Origin of the sequence: Rhodoblastus acidophilus, assembly GCF_900187365.1 — a bacterium.
Classification (GTDB): domain Bacteria; phylum Pseudomonadota; class Alphaproteobacteria; order Rhizobiales; family Beijerinckiaceae; genus Rhodoblastus; species Rhodoblastus acidophilus.
In genome coordinates this window covers 534,498-553,882 of sequence record NZ_FYDG01000002.1, presented here as the reverse complement: position 1 = coordinate 553,882, position 19,385 = coordinate 534,498, and the positions used below count along the sequence as shown (strand labels likewise).

At 66.7% G+C, this 19,385-nt stretch carries 12 protein-coding genes; 11 read left to right on the top strand and 1 reads right to left on the bottom strand.

Going from position 1 to position 19,385, the window contains the following annotated elements; translation table 11 throughout:
* Positions 1-98 precede the first annotated feature (98 nt).
* The 10 genes from CFB24_RS07840 (at position 99) to CFB24_RS07795 (ending at position 18,550) form a co-directional block, all read left to right on the top strand.
* On the top strand, positions 99-317 hold the full coding sequence (locus CFB24_RS07840; protein ID WP_141098387.1) for a NepR family anti-sigma factor: 219 nt from the start codon (positions 99-101) through the stop codon (positions 315-317).
* Positions 314-862 (top strand): sigma-70 family RNA polymerase sigma factor, encoded by a 549-nt coding sequence (locus tag CFB24_RS07835; protein ID WP_176440418.1) that lies wholly within the window; start codon positions 314-316, stop codon positions 860-862. The genes CFB24_RS07840 and CFB24_RS07835 overlap by 4 nt, the downstream gene beginning before the upstream one ends.
* A gap of 79 nt (positions 863-941) precedes the next feature.
* Positions 942-6,200, top strand: coding sequence for an alpha-2-macroglobulin (locus tag CFB24_RS07830; protein ID WP_088520000.1), 5,259 nt, complete (start codon positions 942-944; stop codon positions 6,198-6,200).
* Entirely contained in the window at positions 6,197-8,275 is a 2,079-nt protein-coding gene (gene pbpC, locus CFB24_RS07825) for a penicillin-binding protein 1C (RefSeq protein WP_088519999.1), read from the top strand. The genes CFB24_RS07830 and pbpC overlap by 4 nt, the downstream gene beginning before the upstream one ends.
* 103 nt (positions 8,276-8,378) lie before the next feature.
* Positions 8,379-10,880: a glycogen/starch/alpha-glucan phosphorylase gene (locus CFB24_RS07820; protein ID WP_088519998.1), complete on the top strand. Its 2,502-nt coding sequence runs from the start codon at positions 8,379-8,381 to the stop codon at positions 10,878-10,880.
* A 4-nt stretch (positions 10,881-10,884) separates the two neighbouring features.
* Positions 10,885-13,089: a 1,4-alpha-glucan branching protein GlgB gene (glgB, locus tag CFB24_RS07815; RefSeq protein ID WP_088519997.1), complete on the top strand. Its 2,205-nt coding sequence runs from the start codon at positions 10,885-10,887 to the stop codon at positions 13,087-13,089.
* Between the two features lie 64 nt (positions 13,090-13,153).
* Positions 13,154-14,416, top strand: a complete 1,263-nt coding sequence (gene glgC, locus CFB24_RS07810; RefSeq protein ID WP_088519996.1) for a glucose-1-phosphate adenylyltransferase — start codon at positions 13,154-13,156, stop codon at positions 14,414-14,416.
* 1 nt (position 14,417) lies between these two features.
* Entirely contained in the window at positions 14,418-15,872 is a 1,455-nt protein-coding gene (gene glgA, locus CFB24_RS07805; protein ID WP_088519995.1) for a glycogen synthase GlgA, read from the top strand.
* Positions 15,869-17,908 carry a glycogen debranching protein GlgX gene (glgX, locus tag CFB24_RS07800; RefSeq protein ID WP_088519994.1) on the top strand — a complete coding sequence of 680 codons (2,040 nt, stop codon included), beginning with the start codon at positions 15,869-15,871 and terminating at the stop codon, positions 17,906-17,908. The genes glgA and glgX overlap by 4 nt, the downstream gene beginning before the upstream one ends.
* Before the next feature lie 132 nt (positions 17,909-18,040).
* Positions 18,041-18,550 carry a hypothetical protein gene (locus tag CFB24_RS07795; protein WP_088519993.1) on the top strand — a complete coding sequence of 170 codons (510 nt, stop codon included), beginning with the start codon at positions 18,041-18,043 and terminating at the stop codon, positions 18,548-18,550.
* Positions 18,551-18,653: 103 nt separating this feature from the next.
* Here CFB24_RS07795 and CFB24_RS22495 read toward each other — a convergent pair whose 3' ends face one another.
* Entirely contained in the window at positions 18,654-18,887 is a 234-nt protein-coding gene (locus CFB24_RS22495; RefSeq protein WP_141098386.1) for a hypothetical protein, read from the bottom strand.
* 102 nt (positions 18,888-18,989) lie between these two features.
* Between CFB24_RS22495 and CFB24_RS07790 the strand changes: the two genes are divergently transcribed.
* Positions 18,990-19,364 (top strand): hypothetical protein, encoded by a 375-nt coding sequence (locus tag CFB24_RS07790; RefSeq protein WP_141098385.1) that lies wholly within the window; start codon positions 18,990-18,992, stop codon positions 19,362-19,364.
* Positions 19,365-19,385: the final 21 nt, after the last annotated feature.

Sequence of the window (19,385 nt, the reverse complement as noted above, 5' to 3'; positions counted from 1 at the left end):
CTTCATTGCGCCAGCGCGGCCGCGGGAACGAAATTCCATCGGGCGCGTTCTCCACGAGTCCTTTCGCGACGCTCAAGTCGCAAACCTGAATCATGGCCATGACGGACGACAGCAAAGACAACAGCGAAAAATCCAGCGCCGACATCGGCCTTGAGCCTTTGCTGCAGGCCCATATCGGCAGAAAGCTGCGCGAATTCTACGATTCCGCGGTGCGCGAGCCTGTGCCGGATCGTTTCAAGCTGCTGCTGGATCAGCTTGAGAATGACGAACTTGAAAGCGTTGGAGATAAAGCCGAGGGCAAGGCCGAACAGGCATGAGTCATAACAAGGCGCCTGGCCTGAAAGAGCAGCTGCTGGCGGAGATCCCGTCGCTGCGCGCCTTCGCCTTGTCGCTGGCCGGCATCGCCGACCGCGCCGACGACCTCGTTCAGGATACGCTGGTCAAGGCCTGGGCCAACGCCGATTCGTTCACCCATGGCACCAATATGCGCGCCTGGCTGTTCACCATCATGCGCAACACGTTCTTCAGCCAATATCGCAAGGCGCGGCGCGAGGTGCAGGATGTCGATGGCGAGGCGGCGTCGCGGCTGGTGGCCATGCCCGACCAGATGTCGCATCTGGATTTCATCGACTTCCGGGCCGAGCTGGATCTGTTGCCCGCCGACCAGCGCGAAGCCCTGGTGCTGATCGGCGCCTCCGGCTTTTCTTATGAGGAGGCGGCGGAAATCTGCGGCGTGGCGGTCGGCACGATCAAGAGCCGGGTCAATCGCGCGCGCCGCCGGCTGATCGAGCGTCTGGCGCTTCAGACCGAAGACGTCGCCGAAACCGTCGAGGCGCCGCAGCCCGAGCAAAGCAAGAGCTGATCGCAGCCCGCATTAATTGCTTGCTCCGGTTGCGGAGCGAGGGAATACTATCGCGCTTTGCCTTGAAGGGGGACGCCTCATGCGCCCGTTTTTCAGCCTTCGTCTCGCGCTTGTTGGTTTATTTCTCGCCGTAACTCCCCTTTCCGCCGCGCCGCAGCCGCAAAAGGCGCCAGCCGCCCGACCGGCGCCCAAGGCCTATGTCAACGACGATCTCGCCGCCCAGGGCGAGCAGCTCGCGCAAAAGGCGCGGGAGGACACCAAGGATCTGCGGGCGCAGACCCCGGCCCCGGACTTGCGCAAGCAACTCGACGACGCCGAGAAGCGCCGCGACGTCGCGCAACAGCTGACCCTGCTCGAAGCTTTGGCAGCCTCCGCGCCGGACGATCCGTTCGGCTGGCTGGCGCTGGCCCGCGTCGAGCTTGCGGCCTCCACCGCCAAGGACGCCGAGGAGAGCCAGCTGAAGGATCTCGCGCTGGCGGCGTCCTGGCTGTCGTATCAGAAGGCGCGGGCGCCCGGCGACGAAGCCGCCGCCCTGACCCTGATCGGCCAGATCTACGCCAATCGCGAAGCCTGGCGCGACGCGCTGAACGCCACCGCCATCGCGTTGAAGACGCAGGACAATCCCGACCTGCGCAAGAGCTATGAGGACATGCGCGAAAAGCACGGGTTCCGCGTGCTGAAATATACGGTCGACAATGAATCGGCCAATCCGCGCGCCTGTTTCCAGTTTTCCGAAGACCTTTCGCGCAGCCGCACCGATTTCTCGCCCTTCGTCACCGTCGCCGGCCAGGACAGGCCCGCCATCTCGCAGGACAGCCAGCAGATTTGCGTCGAAAATCTGCGGCACGGCGAACATTATGCGGTGACGCTGCGCGCCGGCCTGCCTTCGCAAGTCGGCGAAGATCTGTTGCGGCCGCAGAATTACGATCTCTACATCCGCGACCGCAGCCCCAGCGCGCATTTCACCGGCCGCAATTACGTGCTGCCGCGCGTCGGTCCCGAGGGCCTGCCGATCGTCTCGGTCAACACCCGCAAGATTAAGGTGGAAATCTATCGCGTCGGCGACCGCAACCTGCTGCCGACCGTGCGGTCCGAGGATTTTCTCAACCAGCTCACCGGCTATCGCCTAAAACAGTTCGCGGACAGCGACGGCGAGAAAATTTTTACAGGAACGCTCGACGCGCAGCAGGAGCAGAACAAGGACGTCGTCACCGATTTCCCGGTGCTGGAGGTTTTGAAGACGCCGCAGCCCGGCGTTTACGTGATGAGCGCGCAGGCCGCCGACGATCTCTCGGCCGGCGACGAATCTTACGACACAAGGGCGACGCAATGGTTCGTGGTGTCCGACCTCGGCCTCACCGCTCTGAGCGCGCCCGACGGGCTCACCGTTCTCGTGCGTTCGCTGGCCGACGCCACGCCGAAGGAGGGCGTGGAGGTGCGCCTTCTCGCCCGAAATAACGAGCCGCTGGCGACGGCCAAAACCGATGCGCAGGGCGCTGTGCATTTCGCGCCCGGCCTGTCGCGCGGCGAGGGTGGGCTGGCGCCCGGCCTGATCGTCGCCAATGACGGCAAGGCCGACGCGAATTTCCTCGATTTGCAGCAAAGCGCCTTCGATCTCGCCGACCGTGGCGTGAAGGGCCGCGCCGCGCCGCAAAAACTCGACGCGTTCGTTTACGCCGAGCGCGGGGTCTATCGCTCCAACGAAACCGTTTTCCTCACCGCCTTGCTGCGCGACGCGCAAGGATTGGCGGCGGCGCAAACGCCGCTGACTCTCATCGTCAAGCGCCCGGACGGCGTGGAATTTTCCCGCACGACGCTGGCGGACCAGGGGCAGGGCGGGCGCAGCCTGTCGCTGAAATTGCCGGGGGACGCCGCGCCCGGCGGCTGGACCGTCGAGGCCTTCGTCGATCCGAAAAGTCCGGCTTTGGGCGAAACCTCGTTCCTGGTCGAGGACTACGTTCCCGAGCGCATGGACATGACGCTGGCGGCCAAGGCGGCGAGCGCCAAAATGGGCGAGACCGTCACGGTCGACGCCGCCGTGCGCTATCTCTATGGCGCTCCCGGCGCCGGTCTGAACCTGTCGGGCGACGTCGAAATCAGTCAGGCGAGAGATCATGGCCTGCCCGCGCTGGCGGGTTTCGAGGCCGGCATGGCCGATGAAGATTTCCCGGCCGTCAAGAACGACATCGAAACCGACGCCGCCACCGACGACAAGGGCAAGGCCAGCGTCGAGGTCGTCCTGCCCGAAGCCGAGGCCAGCCGGCCGCTGGAGGCGAAAATCACCCTGCGCGCCGGGGAAGTGGGCGGCCACGCCATCGAGCGGCAGGTTTTCCTGCCGCTGCTGCCGAAAACCGGCCTGATCGGCGTGAAAAAGACTTTTGGGACGCTGAGCGACGGCGCGCAGGCGACGTTCGACGTCATTGCGGTCGGGCCGGATGGCCGCCGCAAGGCGCAGCCGCATGTGCAATGGACGCTGGTGCGCGTCAATAGCGACTACCAGTGGTACAAGCAGGACGGGCGCTGGACTTTCGAGCAGGTCAATTCCACCACCAAAATCGCCTCGGGCGCGCTCGATCTCGCCAAGGACCAGCCCGGAAAAATCGCGGCCCTGGTCGGCCTTGGTCATTATCGTCTCGACCTGCGCGGCGACGATCCGAAGGACGCGCAGACCTCCGTGAGTTTTGATTCCGGCTGGTCGAGCGAGGCCAAGGCGCCGACCCCCGACCTGCTCGACCTCACCCTGGACAAGAAGGATTACGCCAGCGGCGCCACACTGACGGCGAAGATCACGGCGCGCGCCGACAGCAAGGCGACCGTCGCCATCATCGGCGACAAGGTCCACGCGACCGTGCTCGCCGATCTGAAAAAGGGCGAGAACGAGATCAAAATTCCGGTCGGCGCCGACTGGGGCGCCGGCGCCTATGCGGTGGCGCTGGCCCATCGCCCGCTCGACAAGGCGGCGCAGCGCAATCCCGGCCGCGCCATCGGCGTCGCCTGGTTCGGAATCGACCAGCCGGCGCACAGCCTCGACGTGGCGCTTCATGCGCCGCAAAAAGCCAGCCCGCGCGAAAAATTGACGGTCCCGCTGCAAATCAAGGGGGGCGGGGAGGAGGCCTATGTCACCGTGTCCGCCGTCGATCTCGGCATCCTCAATCTCACGCGCTACCAGACGCCCGACCCGCGCGGCTATTTTTATGGTCAGAAACTGTTGTCGGCGGAGGTGCGCGACCTCTACGGCCTGCTGATCGACGGCTTGCAGGGGACGCGCGGCGCCATTCATAGCGGCGGCGATTCCGGCGGGCCGGAAGCCGGGGTGGAAAAGCCGACGCAGGAGCCGCTGGCGCTTTATTCGGGTCTGGTGAAGGTCGGGCCGGACGGCAAGGCGCAGGTCTCCTTCGACATGCCCGCGTTCAACGGAACCGTGCGGCTGACCGCCGTCGCCTGGACCAAAAAGGCGGCGGGCTCGGCCTCGGCCGATGTCGTCGTGCGCGATCCCGTGGTGATCCAGGCCAGCCTGCCGCGTTTCCTCGCGCTCAACGACCAGTCGCGCCTCAACCTGCGCATCGACAATGTCGAGGGCGCGGGCGGCGACTACCGCATCGACATCCGCCCGCAAGGCGGCGTGGCGGGCGATGAGGGGGCGCTGCATCGCACGGTCAAACTGGCGGCCAAGGCTTCGGCCGTGGTCGATATTCCCCTTCGCGCGGCAAAGCTCGGAGATGGCGCCGTGCAGGTGGCTCTGACCGGCCCGAATTTCTCGACCACGCAAACCCTGCCGCTCCCGGTGCAGCCGGGGACCTCGCCTTTGGTGCGGCGCGACCTGCGCGAATTGGCGCCTGGCGAGAGCCTGACGCTGAACGCGGCTCTGCTCGCCGATTTCCTGCCCGGAACCGGCGCGCTGGCGGTGAGCGCGTCGCCGCTCGCCGGGATCGACGCGGCGGCGCTGCTGCACAATCTCGACGTCTATCCCTATTCCTGTTCCGAACAGACGGTGAGCCGCGCCCTGCCGCTGCTCTATGTCAACAAGCTCGCCGAAGCGCGCCATGGCGCGTGGGCGCAGGACGTTCCGGGCCGGGTCAACGCCGCCATCAAGACGCTGCTGGCGCGGCAGGATTCCTCCGGCGCCTTCGGCCTGTGGTCGGCGAGCGGCGCCGAGGACATGTGGCTGAACAGCTATGTCGGCGACTTCCTGACGCGGGCGCGCGAGAACGGCTATGACGTGCCGCAGAAGGCGATGGATCTCGCGCTCGACCGTCTCCGCAATTATGTCGTCAACGCCACCGAGGTCGACGCCGACAAGAGCGCGCCGCTCGCCTATTCCATCTATGTGCTGGCGCGCAACGGCCGTCCGGTGAGCGGCGATTTGCACTATCTCGCCGACGCCAAGCTCGACGTGTTCACGACGCCGCTGGCCCGGGCGCAACTGGCCGGCGCCGCCGCGCTTTTGGGCGACAAGGCGCGGGCGTCGACAATCTTCGCCGCCGCGGCCGAGGCGCTGCGCTGGGCCAAACCGTCGCAATATTCGCGGCCCGATTTCGGTTCGTCGCTGCGCGACGGCGCGGGACTGCTGGCTTTGGGCGCGGAAGGCGGCGCCGATCCGGCGGTCCTGGTCAAGGCGGCGCGGTTTGTCGAGGGCGAGAGCGTCAACCTGCGCAAGAGTTCGACTCAGGAGCAAAGCTGGCTGGTTCTGGCGGCGCAGGCCAGCGCCGCGCAGGCGCAATCGCAAAAGATCGTGGTGAACGGCGTCGAAAAGCAGGGCGCCTTCAGCGCGCGGTTCGAAGACGCGGTGTTGCGGGCGAAGCCCGTGACCATCGCCAACGCCGGCGACAAGCCGATCCGCATCGGCCTTGACGTATCCGGCCGTCCGAGCGCGCCGGAGCCGGCGGAAATGCATGGCTATTCGTTGGAGCGCGGGCTGTTCCACATGGACGGCTCGCCCGCCGATCCGCTGCATCTCGCCCAGAACGAGCGGCTGGTGGTCACGCTGAAAGTGGTGGAGTCCGAGGCCGCCTTCGCGCGCCTCGTGCTGGAGGACCGGCTGCCGGCCGGTCTCGAGATCGACAATCCCGCGCTTTACGACGGCGGGTCGAGCGAGGGGCTGGATTGGGTCAAGGCCGAGGTCGAGCCGAGCCATGCCGAATATCGCGACGACCGTTTCGTCGCCTCGTTCGAACGCTCCGGCGCCGACAAGGCGACGTTCTCTATCGCCTATATCGTGCGGGCGGTTAGCCCCGGCCGCTACGCGCAGCCGCCGGCGCTGATCGAGGACATGTACCGGCCCGAGCGGTTCGGCCGCACCGGTTTTGGCGAGGTGGCGGTCGAGGCGGCGAAGAAGTGAAGGTTCAACGCGACCCGCGCTTCCTCAAGGCGTTCGTCGCAGTGCTGGTCGGCGGTTTGGCCCTGCCGTGGAGCGTGGGGGAAATCGCGCGCCGGCTGGGGCCGCCCGATCTGTCGGCGCTTCAGACCGCTTCGACCTTCGCGCTCGACCGCAATGGCGCGCTGCTGCGCGCCTTCGCCGCGCCGGACGGGCGCTGGCGGCTGCCTGTGAAAGCCGATGACGTCGATCCCAAATTTTTCGTCCTGCTCAAAGCTTACGAAGACAAGAGATTCGAGCGCCATCCCGGCGTCGATGCGCTCGCGCTGGCGCGCGCGCTCTGGCAATACGCCACGCATGGCCGCGCGTTGTCCGGCGGCTCGACCCTGACCATGCAGGCGGCGCGGCTGCTGGAGCCGCGCGGGCCGCACACATTCGCCGCCAAGCTGAAACAAATCTATCGCGCCGCGCAACTGGAGGCGCGGTTCTCCAAAAAAGAGATTCTGGAAATCTACCTCGCGCTCGCGCCTTACGGCGGCAATGTCGAGGGGCTGCGCGCCGCCAGTCTCGCCTGGTTCGGCAAGGAGCCGCGCCGCCTCACCACGGGCGAGGCGGCGTTGCTGGTGGCGCTGCCGCAGGCGCCGGAAGCGCGCCGTCCCGACCACGCGCCGGCCCGCGCCCGCGCCGCGCGCGACCGGGTGATCGACCGCGCGCTGGCCGCTCATGCGCTCGGCGCCGAGGAGGCCCGCCGCGCCAGGGCCGAACCGATTCCGCTGCGCCAGAGTTTTCCCAATCTCGCCGCGCAGGTCACCGACCAACTTGTCAAAACGCATCCGGAGCGGCGCGTCTGGCGCCTCGCCTATGACGCGCGGCTGCAAAGCAGCCTGGAGGAACTGGCGCGGCGCAAATGCGCGCGGCTTGGCGAAAAACTCGCCGCCGCGATCATCGTCATCGACAATGCCAACGGCCATGTGCTCGCCCATGTCGGCGGCGCCGATTATTTCGCCAAAGAGCGCGCCGGCGCCCTCGATATGGCCCGCGCCCTGCGTTCGCCCGGCTCGACATTAAAACCGTTCATTTACGCGGCCGCTTTTTCCGACGGGCTGGCGCATCCCGAAACCCTGCTCGACGATTCCCCGGCGCGCTACGGCCTATGGCGCCCGGTCAATTTCGACGATGCGTTCCATGGCGCGGTCACGGCGCGCAAGGCGCTGCAAACGTCGCTCAACCTGCCGGCGGCGCAATTGCTGAACGAGGTCGGCCCGGCGCGGCTGCTGGCCCGCCTGCGCAGCGCCGGTCTCGACCTCAAACTGCCCAAAGACTCCGACGTCGGCCTCGCCATCGGTCTCGGCGGCGTCGGCGCGCGGCTGATCGACCTGACCCGCGCCTATGCCGCTTTTCCGCGTGAAGGCGTCGCGCCCGATCTGGTCGAGAGCCTCGACGATCCGCCGAAACCGGAAAACCGCCGCCTCACCGAGCCGGCCAGCGCCTGGCAGATCGCCGACATCCTGCGCGGCGCGCCCCCGCCCGACAATGGCGCCGCCGGTCGAATCGCCTTCAAGACCGGCACCTCCTATGGCTATCGCGATGCGCTGGCGATCGGCTTCGACCGCGCCCACACGATCGGGGTCTGGGTCGGCCGCCCCGACAATGCGCCGGTCCCCGGCCTGATCGGCCGGCAGGTCGCCGCGCCCATCCTGTTCGACGCGTTCGCCCGCGTCGGCGGCGCCAACGATCCCGTCCCGCGCCCCGCGAATGTGCTGGAGGCGCGCAACAGCGCCGACCTGCCCCCGCCCTTGCGCCACCTGCGCCGCGGTCCCAAAACCATCGCCGCGACCTTCGGCCATCCGATCAGGATCTTCTATCCGCCCGAGGGCGCCCGCATCGATCTCGGGTTGAGCCATGGCGAAACGACCGAACTGAGCCTGAAGGCGCAAGGGGGCGCGCCGCCCTTCGTCTGGACGGTGAACGGCGCGCCGATCGACGGCGCCAGCCCGCGCCATGAGGCGCGCTGGAAGCCGGACGGCGCGGGCTTCGCGCGGGTCTCGGTGATCGACGCCAATGGCGCCAGCGACAGCGTCAACGTGCGTCTGGAGTAAGCGGAAGCGAAAGGGCGACATAAAAACGCCCTGCAAAGCTGGAAATGCGCGGACGGTCGCCTTACCATGGCGTCAAATCGCAATTCGTGATCCAGGACGCCCCATGACCGAAACCATCGCCGCCGCCTCCGACCGTCCCGACGACGCCCCGGAGGCCGGGGCCGCGAACGGCGCAGCCGTCGCGGCGAAACTGCGCGAGGCCGTGCTGGAAAAGCTCGCCTATTCCGTAGGCAAGGACAGAAACGCCGCCAGCGAACGCGACTGGTTCATCGCCGTGGCGCTCGCCGCGCGCGACCGCATGGTCGACAATTGGATGACCACGGTGCGCGCCAATTACCGCGAGAGCCGGCGCCGGGTTTACTATTTGTCGCTGGAATTCCTGGTCGGGCGCCTGCTGTTCGATTCGCTCACCAACCTCGATCTGGTCGAGCCGATGCGCGAGGCGCTGGCCGGCCTCGACGTCGATCTCGACAGATTGCGCGACCTCGAACCCGATGCGGCGCTGGGCAACGGCGGCCTCGGCCGTCTCGCCGCCTGCTTCATGGAGAGCATGGCGACGCTCGGCATCGCCGCGCATGGCTATGGCATCCGCTACGACCATGGCCTGTTTCGCCAGACCATCGCCGACGGCTGGCAGCATGAATATCCCGAGGATTGGCTCGAATTCGGCAATCCCTGGGAGTTCCCCCGGCCGGAGGTGCATTACGAGATCGGCTTCGGCGGCTCGGTCGAGAGCGTCGCGCGCAACGAGCAGACCGCGCAGGTCTGGCGCCCCGCCGAAATCGTCGCGGCCGTCGCCTTCGACACGCCGGTGGTGGGCTGGCGCGGCCAGCACGTCAACACGCTGCGGCTGTGGTCGGCGCGCGCGCCCGATCCGCTGCGGCTCGACAAGTTCAACCAGGGCGATTATTTCGGCGCGCAGGCCGATCAGGTCCGCGCCGAATCGATTTCCAAGGTTCTCTATCCCAGCGATTCCACGCCCGCCGGCCAGGAACTCCGGCTGCGGCAGGAATATTTCTTCGCCTCGGCCTCGCTGCAGGATCTGATGCGCCGCCATCTCGAACAGAACGGCGACATCAACACGCTCGCCGACAAGGCCGCGATCCAGCTCAACGACACCCATCCGGCCATCGGCGTCGCCGAACTGATGCGGCTGCTGGTCGATGTTCACGGCGTCGCGTGGGACCGCGCCTGGGAGATCACCGTCGCCACTTTCTCCTACACCAACCACACCCTGCTGCCGGAGGCGCTGGAGACCTGGCCGGCGCCGCTGATGGAGCGGCTGCTGCCGCGCCACATGCAGATCATCTATCTGATCAACGCCAAGCATCTCGACGCCTTGCGCGCCAAGGGCCTGGACGATCCGCAAAAGCTCGCGGCGGTCTCGCTGATCGACGAGCACCGCGGCCGCCATGTCCGCATGGGGCCGCTGGCCTTCCTCGGCTCGCACAAGGTCAACGGCGTCTCCGCGCTGCATTCGGAACTGGTGAAGGAAACCGTGTTCCGCGAGTTGCACGAGCTCTTTCCCGACCGCATCTGCAACAAGACCAATGGCGTGACGTTCCGGCGCTGGCTGTTCGAGGCCAATCCGCATCTGACCCGGCTGCTGGTGGAGACGCTGGGCAAGGAGGTGCTCGACGATCCCTCCCTGCTGATCAAGCTCGAACCCTATGCCGACGATCTGAATTTCCAGGCGCGCTGGGCGGCGGCCAAGCAGGCCAACAAGGAAAACCTCGCCCGCGTCATCGCCGACCGAACGATGATCAAGGTGAACCCCGCTGCATTGTTCGACGTGCAGATCAAGCGCATCCACGAATACAAGCGCCAGCTGCTGAACATTCTCGACACGATCGCGCTCTACAACGAGATCCGCGCGCAGCCGATGCGCGACATGGCGCCGCGCGTGAAAATCTTCGCCGGCAAGGCGGCGGCGAGCTACCAGCAGGCCAAGCTGATCATCAAGCTGGCCAATGACGTGGCGCGCGTGGTCAACAACGACCCGACCGTGCGCGATCAGCTCAAAGTGGTGTTCCTGCCCAATTACAATGTCAGCCTCGCCGAGGCGATCATTCCCGCCGCCGACCTGTCCGAGCAGATCTCCACCGCCGGCATGGAGGCGTCCGGCACCGGCAACATGAAAATGGCGCTCAATGGCGCGCTCACCATCGGCACGCTCGACGGGGCCAATGTCGAGATCAAGGAGCGCGTCGGCGACGACAATATTTTCATTTTCGGCCTCAAGGCCGACGAGGTCGCCAAGCGCCGGGCGCAGGGCATCGACATGCGCGACACCATCGCGGCGGCGCCCGAATTGCGCGAGGTGCTGGAGAGCATCGCCGAAGGCGCGTTCTCGCATGACGACCGCCATCGCTACCAGGGGCTGGTCGATTCCATCACCTACCACGACTATTTCCTGGTGGCGGCGGATTTCGTCGCCTATCGCGCCGCCCAGGCGGCCGTGACGCGGCGCTGGCGCGACCGGAAGGCGTGGCAGCGCGCGGCGATCCTGAACACCGCGCGCACCGCCTGGTTCTCGTCGGACCGCACCATTCAAGAATATGCCGAGGACATCTGGAAAGTCCCGACGCTCCGGCCGCGGGCCTGAGCCGATGACGAACGCTCTGCAACGCGTCGATGACGCCGAGATCGCCGCGCTCGCCAGCGGACGCCACGGCGACCCTTTCGCCGTGCTCGGTCCCCATGCGGTTCCCGGCGGAACCATCATTCGCGCGCTCGTCCCCGGCGCGTCGAACGTGACCGCGCTGATCGAGGGCGGCGAAACCATTGACCTGTCGCCGCGCGGCGACGACTTCTTCGAGGGCGTGACCGAGAAGACGCCGCCCTTCGCCTATCGCCTGCGCGCCGAAAAGGCCGGCGATGTCTGGGAATGGGACGATCCCTATCGTTTTGGCCCGCTGCTCGGCCCGCTCGACGACCATCTGCTGGTCGAGGGCGCGCATCTGAAACTTTATGAGCGGCTTGGCGCGCATGTCCTGACCCACGAGGGCGTCGAGGGCGTGCATTTCTCGGTCTGGGCGCCGCAGGCGCAGCGCGTCTCCGTCGTCGGCGACTTCAACCTGTGGGACGGCCGGCGCCATGCGATGCGCAAGCGCGTCGATTCCGGCCTGTGGGAGATTTTCGTTCCCGGCCTCGCGGCGGGCGTCTTCTACAAATATGAAATTCTCGGCGTCCATGGCGAGATCGTCCCGCTCAAGGCCGACCCCTTCGGCCAGCACTCGCAACTGCGGCCTTTGACTGCCAGCCTCGTGCCCGACGAAAAGCCTTTCGCCTGGGGCGACGCCGACTGGCTCGAACGGCGCGCGCGCACCGACGCCCGTCGCGCGCCCATGGCGATCTACGAGGTTCATCTCGGCTCGTGGCGGCGCGAATATGATCCCGACGAGCCGGACGGCCGCTTTCTCAGCTATGACGAGCTGGCTGAAACCCTGATTCCCTACGCGAAAAATCTCGGCTTCACCCATCTCGAACTGATGCCGGTTTCCGAGCATCCGCTCGACGCCTCCTGGGGCTATCAGCCGATCGGCCTCTACGCCCCGACCTCGCGCTTCGGCGATCCCGACGGCTTCCGGCGTTTCGTCGATCGCGCCCATCGCGAGGGCCTCGGCGTGATCCTTGATTGGGTGCCGGCGCATTTCCCGGTGGACGCGCATGGCCTCGCCTGGTTCGACGGCGCCGCGCTCTACGAGCATCCCGATCCGCGCCGGGGATTTCACCCGGACTGGAACACCGCGATCTACGATTTCGGCCGCCGCGAGGTCGCCAATTTCCTCACGGTCAATGCGCTGTTCTGGTTCGAGCAGTTCCACATCGACGGGCTGCGCGTCGACGCCGTCGCCTCGATGCTCTACCTCGATTATTCGCGCAAGGCCGGCGAATGGCTGCCCAACGAGCGCGGCGGCAACGAGAATTTCGACGCCGTCGCCTTCCTGCAGCGGGTCAACACGCTGGTTTACGAGCGTTATCCCGGCGCGATGATGATCGCGGAGGAATCCACGGCGTGGCCGGGCGTGTCGCAGCCGGTCTACGCCGGCGGCCTCGGCTTCGGCTTCAAATGGAACATGGGCTGGATGAACGACACCTTGCGCTATGTGAGCAAGGACCCGGTTCACCGGCGCTGGAGCCACCAATGGCTGACCTTCGGCCTGCTCTACGCCTTTTCCGAAAACTTCATCCTGCCGATCTCCCATGACGAAGTGGTTCACGGCAAGGGGCCGCTGATCGGCAAGATGCCCGGCGACGAATGGCGGCGTTTCGCCAATGGCCGCGCCTATCTCGCGTTCATGTGGGCGCATCCCGGCAAAAAACTGCTGTTCATGGGCCAGGAGTTCGGCCAGACCAGCGAATGGAGCGAAAAGCGCGCGCTCGACTGGCATTTGTTGCAATACGCGCCGCATAAGGGCCTGTCGCGGCTGGTCGGCGACCTCAATCAGGTCTACCGCGCGCATCCCGCGCTGCATGGCCGCGACTGCGAGGGCGAGGGCTTCGAATGGATCGACGCCGACGACGCCGAAAATTCGGTGCTGTCCTGGGTGCGGCGCAGTCCGGGCGCGCCGACCGTCGCCTTCGTCGTCAATTTCACGCCGGTGCCGCGCGGCGATTACCTGATCGGCCTGCCGCAGGCCGGGCGCTGGAAGGAAATCCTCAACACCGATTCCGAAATTTACGGCGGCTCCGGCCAGGGCAATCTCGGCGGCGTGCTCGCCGAGCCGAAGCCCTTCAAGCAATATCCCGCCTCGGCGCGGATCAATGCGCCGCCGCTCGCCGCGTTAATGTTGATTCTCGACCCCGCGTGAACCGGATTCACGCGGGTGTAACAGCAAAACCCCAATTTCCGGCCCGAACCGCAAGGACAATAATATGCCGGCTCATTCCCACGCCCCGCTCGCCCGTCAGACCATGGCTTATGTGCTCGCAGGCGGGCGCGGCTCCCGCTTGCTGGAATTGACCGACCGCCGGGCCAAGCCGGCGGTCTATTTCGGCGGCAAGACGCGCATCATCGATTTCGCGCTGTCCAACGCGCTCAATTCCGGCATCCGCCGCATCGCCGTCGCCACCCAGTACAAGGCGCACAGCCTGATCCGCCACCTGCAGCGCGGCTGGACTTTTTTGCGCGCGGAACGCAATGAGAGCTTTGATATTCTGCCGGCCTCGCAGCGCGTCTCCGAGGACAAATGGTATGTCGGCACCGCCGACGCCGTGCACCAGAACGCCGACATCGTGCTGGACTATGGGCCGGAATATATCGTCATCCTCGCCGGCGACCATATTTACAAGATGGACTACGAGCTCATGCTGCAACAGCATGTGGATGCGCGGGCCGACGTCACCGTCGGCTGCCTCGAAGTCCCCAAGGCCGACGCCATCGGCTTCGGCGTGATGGGCATCGACAAGAACCGGCGCATCACCAGTTTCGTCGAAAAGTCCAAGGACCCGCCGACCATTCCCGGTTCGGACGACATTTGCCTCGCCAGCATGGGCATTTACGTCTTCAACACCAAATTCCTGTTCGACCAGCTGGCGCGGGACGCCGCCGACCCGAATTCCAGCCATGACTTCGGCAAGGACGTGATTCCCTATATCGTCAAGAACGGCAAGGCGGTGGCCCATCGCTTCGCCGATTCCTGCGTGCGCTCGGAGAACGAGACGCGGGCCTATTGGCGCGACGTCGGCACGCTCGACGCCTATTGGGAGGCCAATATCGACCTGACCGGCGTTACGCCCGAACTCGATATTTACGACCGCGACTGGCCGATCTGGACCTATTCCGAACTGACCGCCCCGGCCAAATTCGTCCACGATCTCGAAGGGCGGCGCGGCCAGGCGATTTCCTCGCTGGTGTCGGGCGGCTGCATCGTCTCGGGCGCCTCGTTGCGCGAGACCCTGCTGTTCAGCAACGTGCGGCTCAATTCCTTCGCCAGCGCCAACGGATGCGTGCTGCTGCCCGACGTCAATGTGGCGCGGCACGCCCGTCTCACCAAGGTCGTGGTCGACGCCGGCGTGCGCATCCCCGAGGGCCTCGTGGTGGGCGAAGATCCCGAACTGGACGCCCAGCGTTTCCGCGTCAGCGAAGGCGGCGTCTGCCTCATCACCCAGCCGATGCTCGACCGATTGAAAGTCTGAAATGAAAGTCCTCTCCGTCGCTTCCGAACTTTACCCTTTGATAAAGACCGGCGGTCTCGCCGATGTGGCGGGGGCGCTGCCCGGCGCGCTGGCGCCCGAGGGCGTCGAGATTCGCAGTCTCATCCCCGGCTATCGGCCGGTGATGGCGGCGCTGAAGAAGGCCGAATCGGCGGCGGAATTCGAGGATCTGTTCGGCGGCCCGGCCCGATTGCTGGCGGCCCGGGTCGGCGCGCTCGATCTGTTCGTGCTCGACGCGCCGCATCTTTTCGTGCGCGACGGCGGGCCTTACGGCGGGGTCGACGGCCGCGATTTCCCCGACAACGCCCTGCGTTTCGCCGCGCTCGGCAAGGTCGGCGCGCTGATTGGCCAGGGCGCCGTTCCCGGCTTCGTCCCGCAGGTGGTCCACGCCCATGACTGGCAGGCCGGCCTCACCGCCGCCTATCTGCATTACAGCGAGGCGCCGCGCCCCGGCAGCGTCATCACCGTCCACAATCTCGCCTTCCAGGGCCAGTTCCCGGCGGCGACCTTCGGCCAGCTCGGCCTGCCGCCGCAGGCGTTCTCCATCGAAGGCGTCGAATATTACGGCGGCGTCGGCTTCCTGAAGGCCGGCTTGCAGCTGTCCGACCACATCACCACGGTCTCGCCGACCTATGCGCTGGAAATCCAGACGTCGCACGCGGGCATGGGGCTCGACGGCCTGCTGCGCGCCCGCGCGGGCGAATTGTCCGGCATTCTCAACGGTATCGACACGCAGGTGTGGAATCCCGAGACCGACAAGCTCGTCGCGGCGAGGTATTCGGCGAAAAGCCTGGCCGGCCGCGCCGTCAACAAGAAGGCGCTGCAGGACCGGTTCGGGCTGGAGCGCGACGACAAGAAATTTTTGGTCGGCGTGGTCAGCCGCCTGTCCTGGCAGAAGGGGCTCGATCTGCTGCTGCAATGCCTGCCGACCTTCGAGGCCTGCGACGCCCAACTGGCGATGCTGGTCTCCGGCGATCCCGGCCTGGAGGCCGCCTTCCAGGAGGCGACCCAGACTTACGCCGGGCGCGTCGGCGCCTATTTCGGCTATGAAGAGAAGCTGGCTCATCTCGTCCAGGCCGGCGCCGACGCCATTCTGGTGCCCTCGCGCTTCGAGCCCTGCGGCCTGACCCAGCTGTGCGCGCTGCGCTATGGCGCGCCGCCGATCGTGGCGCGGGTCGGCGGCCTCGCCGACACCGTCGTGGACGCCAATGAAATGGCGGTGCAGGCGGGCTGCGCCACCGGCCTGCAATTCTCGCCGGTGTCTTCGGAGGCTTTGTCCGGCGCGGTGCGGCGCGGCGCGCATCTGTTCCAGCAAAAGAAAATCTGGAAGAAGATCCAGGCCAACGGCATGAAGGCGGATGTGAGCTGGACGTTTCCGGCCAAGCATTACGCCGAGATTTACGCCGCCGTGGCCGCCGCGCAGCGGACGGCGGCATGATCGTCACGGCCGGCGCGCCGGAGCCGCTCGGCCTGAGACTTGGGGAAGGCGGCGCCAATATCGCCGTCTTCTCGGAAACGGCCGAGCGGATCGACCTGTGCCTGTTCGACGCCGCCGGGGCGCGCGAAATCGCGCGCCTGACGCTGCCCGGCCGCACCGGCCCGGTGTTCCACGGCTTTGTTCCCGGCCTGCAAGCCGGCGCGCTCTACGGTCTGCGCGCCTACGGCCCCTACGCGCCGGAGCGCGGGCTGTATTTCAATCCGCGCAAGCTGCTGCTCGATCCGTTCGCGCTGGAGCTGGACGCGCCGGCGCGCCTGCATCCGTCCTTTTTTCCCGATTCGTCCGAGGACAGCGCCGCCTTCGCCCCCAAGGCGAAAGCCTGCGATCCCCAGCCGGCGCCGGCGCGGCGCAACGGGATTCCCTGGCGCGACACAATCATCTACGAAGCGCATGTGCGCGGCTTCACCAAGCTGCTGCAAGACGTTCCCGAAAAACTGCGCGGGACTTTCGCCGGCCTCGCTCATCCCGCCGCGATCGCCCATCTGCAAAAACTCGGCGTCACCGCGCTCGAACTGCTGCCCTGCGCCGCCGGGCTCGACGAGCGCCATTTGCACGAGCTCGGCCTGAGCAATTACTGGGGCTACAATCCCGTCGCGCCGCTCGCGCCCGACCCGCGCCTCGCGCCGGGCGGCTGGGCGGAGGTGCGCGAGGCGGTGGCCGCCCTGCACGCGGCGGGCCTGGAAGTGCTGATCGACGTCGTGTTCAACCACACCGCCGAGGGCGACGGACACGGCCCGCTGATCTCGCTGCGCGGCCTCGACAATCCCGCCTATTACCGGCTGTACCGGCAGAATCCCGCCGCCTATATCAACGACGCCGGCTGCGGCAATATTTTGCGCGCCGACCATCCCGCCGTCATCAGGCTGACGATGGACGCCCTGCGCGCCTGGGCGATTTACGGCGGCGTCGATGGCTTCCGCTTCGACCTGATGACCACGCTGGGCCGGCGCGCCGACGGTTTTGATCCTCATGCGCCGCTGTTCGCAGCGCTGGCGCAGGACCCGGCGCTGCGCGGGCTGAAACTGATCGCGGAGCCGTGGGATCTCGGTCCCGGCGGCTATCAGATCGGCGCCTTTCCGGCCAATTGGGGCGAGTGGAACGACCGCTACCGCGACGCCGCGCGAAAATTCTGGCGCGGCGATTCCGGCATGATCGGCGATCTGGCGACGCGGTTGGCCGGATCGGCCGATCTGTTCGCCGGGAAAAAGCCGCCCTCGCGCTCGATCAATTTCGTCACGGCGCATGACGGCTTCACGCTGGCCGATCTGGTTTCCTACGCCCACAAGCACAACGAGGCCAATGGCGAGGCCAACCGCGACGGAACCGACGCCAATTACTCCTGGAACAACGGGGTCGAAGGCGAAACCGCCGACGCGACGATTTTGGCGGCGCGCCGCCGCGACCAGCGCGCGCTGCTGGCGACGCTGATCTTTTCGCGCGGCACGCCCATGCTGTCGATGGGCGCGGAATTCGGGCAGAGCCAGCGCGGCAACAACAACGCCTATGCGCAGGACAATGAAATCTCCTGGCTCGACTGGGCGGGGGGCGATCCGCGCCTGCTCGCCTTCGCCATGCGCGCGCTGGCGCTGCGCCGCGCCATCCCGGCCTTCACCGACGAACATTTTCTGACCGGCGCGGCGCGGGACGACGGCCCCGCCGACGTGGAATGGTGGGGCGTCGACGGCCCCCTGCGCGCGCCCGAGCAATGGCAGGGCGCGCGGCATTTTCTCGGCGCCGTTTTCACGGTCGGCGACTCCCGCGCCGCCTTGCTGCTGAACGCCGGTTCCGCCCCCGTCGCCCGCGCCCTGCCGCATCGCGCCGGAAAACGCTGGCGCCTGGCGCTCGACAGCCAGACCGAGGATGGCGCGCCGATCCCGACGTCCCGCATCGTCGTCGCGGCGCGCTCGGCGGCGGTTTTCGTTGAAGACGTCGCGAGGCCGCCCCGCAAGACCGGCGCGAAACGCGCGCGGTCTTGAGGCTGGGCCGGACTTTGTCCGCTCAAGCGCGCATGCGTCAAATGCAAGGGATTCAACTGGCTGTTCTTTAAGGGCTGATCGCCGATTTTGGTGATTGCCCGCGCTGTTCGCGCCTCTGCTTCGGATAGGTCCATGAAGAGCACCAAACTGGCTCATTCCAGCCACTTCGACTACGAGAGCGTGATGTCGCGCATCCGCAACGCCAAGGAAAAGCACCGGCCGTCGTCGCCCGCCAAGCCGCATCATGCGCCCGGCGCATGGCGGCGCGCCCGCGCGGTGGCGCAACCGCAACGGGGCCCATCGCTGTGGTCGCGGATCGCAGCGGGGCTGCGCGACGAATCCAAGCAACTGGTGGCGGCGGGCCTGGTCATGCTCGGCTTTGTCGTCTGGTTCGGCTGCTGGGCCCAGGGCGTTTTCGAGCGCCGCACCGAGGAGGCGCGCGCCGTTGCGTGCCAGAACAACCAATTGTCGCACGCCGCCTCGACCTATTGCTTCGACGACCGCCGCGTCGTCCATACGCTGAAGGACGACGGAAGCACGACGCGGCCGGGCCTCGACTGGCGCGTGAACGAATCCGCCCTGCGCAAGGCCGAGTCTTCGGCCGTGCGTGAGGCGAAGGGGCTAGCGCCGTCGCAATTCTGACCCCCGGCGGGGCCGCGGGTCGATCGCTTTCAATCGCTGGAATAAACGGCCGGCGCGTCCCGCGCGCCGGCCGTTTTGCGTCAGGGCGGGCGTTCGCCCCGCGTCAGAAAGAAACGCAAAACAATTTCGCGGATTTGTCTGAGCTATATTTCTGTATTGCCTTTATTTTTTCAAATATACGCCCGAGGCGCCGGCGTTTATTTAAAATGCCGCCTTCAAGGGTGAGGATTGTTTGGCGGTTGGCCGGCATTTTCGCTCTGTCGGCGCGCGGGGCGCTTTGCAACGGACAGTCCGCATGAGCAAGAATCTGACCAATTCGATTGATTTCGATTATCACAGCATTGTCCAACGAATGCGTCAGAAGAACCAGAATGGGGGTCGGCCGCAGCCGGCGGCGTGGACGCCGAGGCGGCGCGCCGCCGTTCCGCGGCCGCGGCCCATGCCCGAACCCAGGCGCGGCTTCTGGACCTCGCTGAAGGATTCGGCCGAGGACGGAACGAACCATGCGGTGATGGCGGGGCTGGCGGCGCTCGGCCTGATCTGCTGGCTCGTCTCCCAGGCCCAGGCGCTTCATGCCGAGAACGTCGAGGCGACGTTGGCCAGCGCCTGCGAGCAAAACCGGCTCAATCACGCCGTCGCCACCACCTGTTTCGACAACCAGCGCATCGTCCATGTGCTGCAGCCGGACGGCACGACGACGAAACCGGGCCTCGACTGGCGCGTCAACGAACGGGCGCTGCGCAAGGCGGAAAAAGACGCCGAGCGCGAAGAGCGTCTCGCGCGCGCCGCCGCCGCCGCCGCCATCGAGCCGTGACGCGGGCGTGCGGGCGTCGCC

Excerpts from the sequence above, each read along its gene's own strand:
- CFB24_RS07840 (WP_141098387.1), top strand. The coding sequence starts at position 99 with ATGACGGACGACAGCAAAGACAACAGCGAAAAATCCAGCGCCGACATC.
- CFB24_RS07835 (WP_176440418.1), top strand. The coding sequence starts at position 314 with ATGAGTCATAACAAGGCGCCTGGCCTGAAAGAGCAGCTGCTGGCGGAG.
- CFB24_RS07830 (WP_088520000.1), top strand. The coding sequence starts at position 942 with ATGCGCCCGTTTTTCAGCCTTCGTCTCGCGCTTGTTGGTTTATTTCTC.
- CFB24_RS07820 (WP_088519998.1), top strand. The coding sequence starts at position 8,379 with ATGACCGAAACCATCGCCGCCGCCTCCGACCGTCCCGACGACGCCCCG.
- glgB (WP_088519997.1), top strand. The coding sequence starts at position 10,885 with ATGACGAACGCTCTGCAACGCGTCGATGACGCCGAGATCGCCGCGCTC.
- glgC (WP_088519996.1), top strand. The coding sequence starts at position 13,154 with ATGCCGGCTCATTCCCACGCCCCGCTCGCCCGTCAGACCATGGCTTAT.
- glgA (WP_088519995.1), top strand. The coding sequence starts at position 14,418 with ATGAAAGTCCTCTCCGTCGCTTCCGAACTTTACCCTTTGATAAAGACC.
- glgX (WP_088519994.1), top strand. The coding sequence starts at position 15,869 with ATGATCGTCACGGCCGGCGCGCCGGAGCCGCTCGGCCTGAGACTTGGG.
- CFB24_RS07795 (WP_088519993.1), top strand. The coding sequence starts at position 18,041 with ATGAAGAGCACCAAACTGGCTCATTCCAGCCACTTCGACTACGAGAGC.
- CFB24_RS07790 (WP_141098385.1), top strand. The coding sequence starts at position 18,990 with ATGCCCGAACCCAGGCGCGGCTTCTGGACCTCGCTGAAGGATTCGGCC.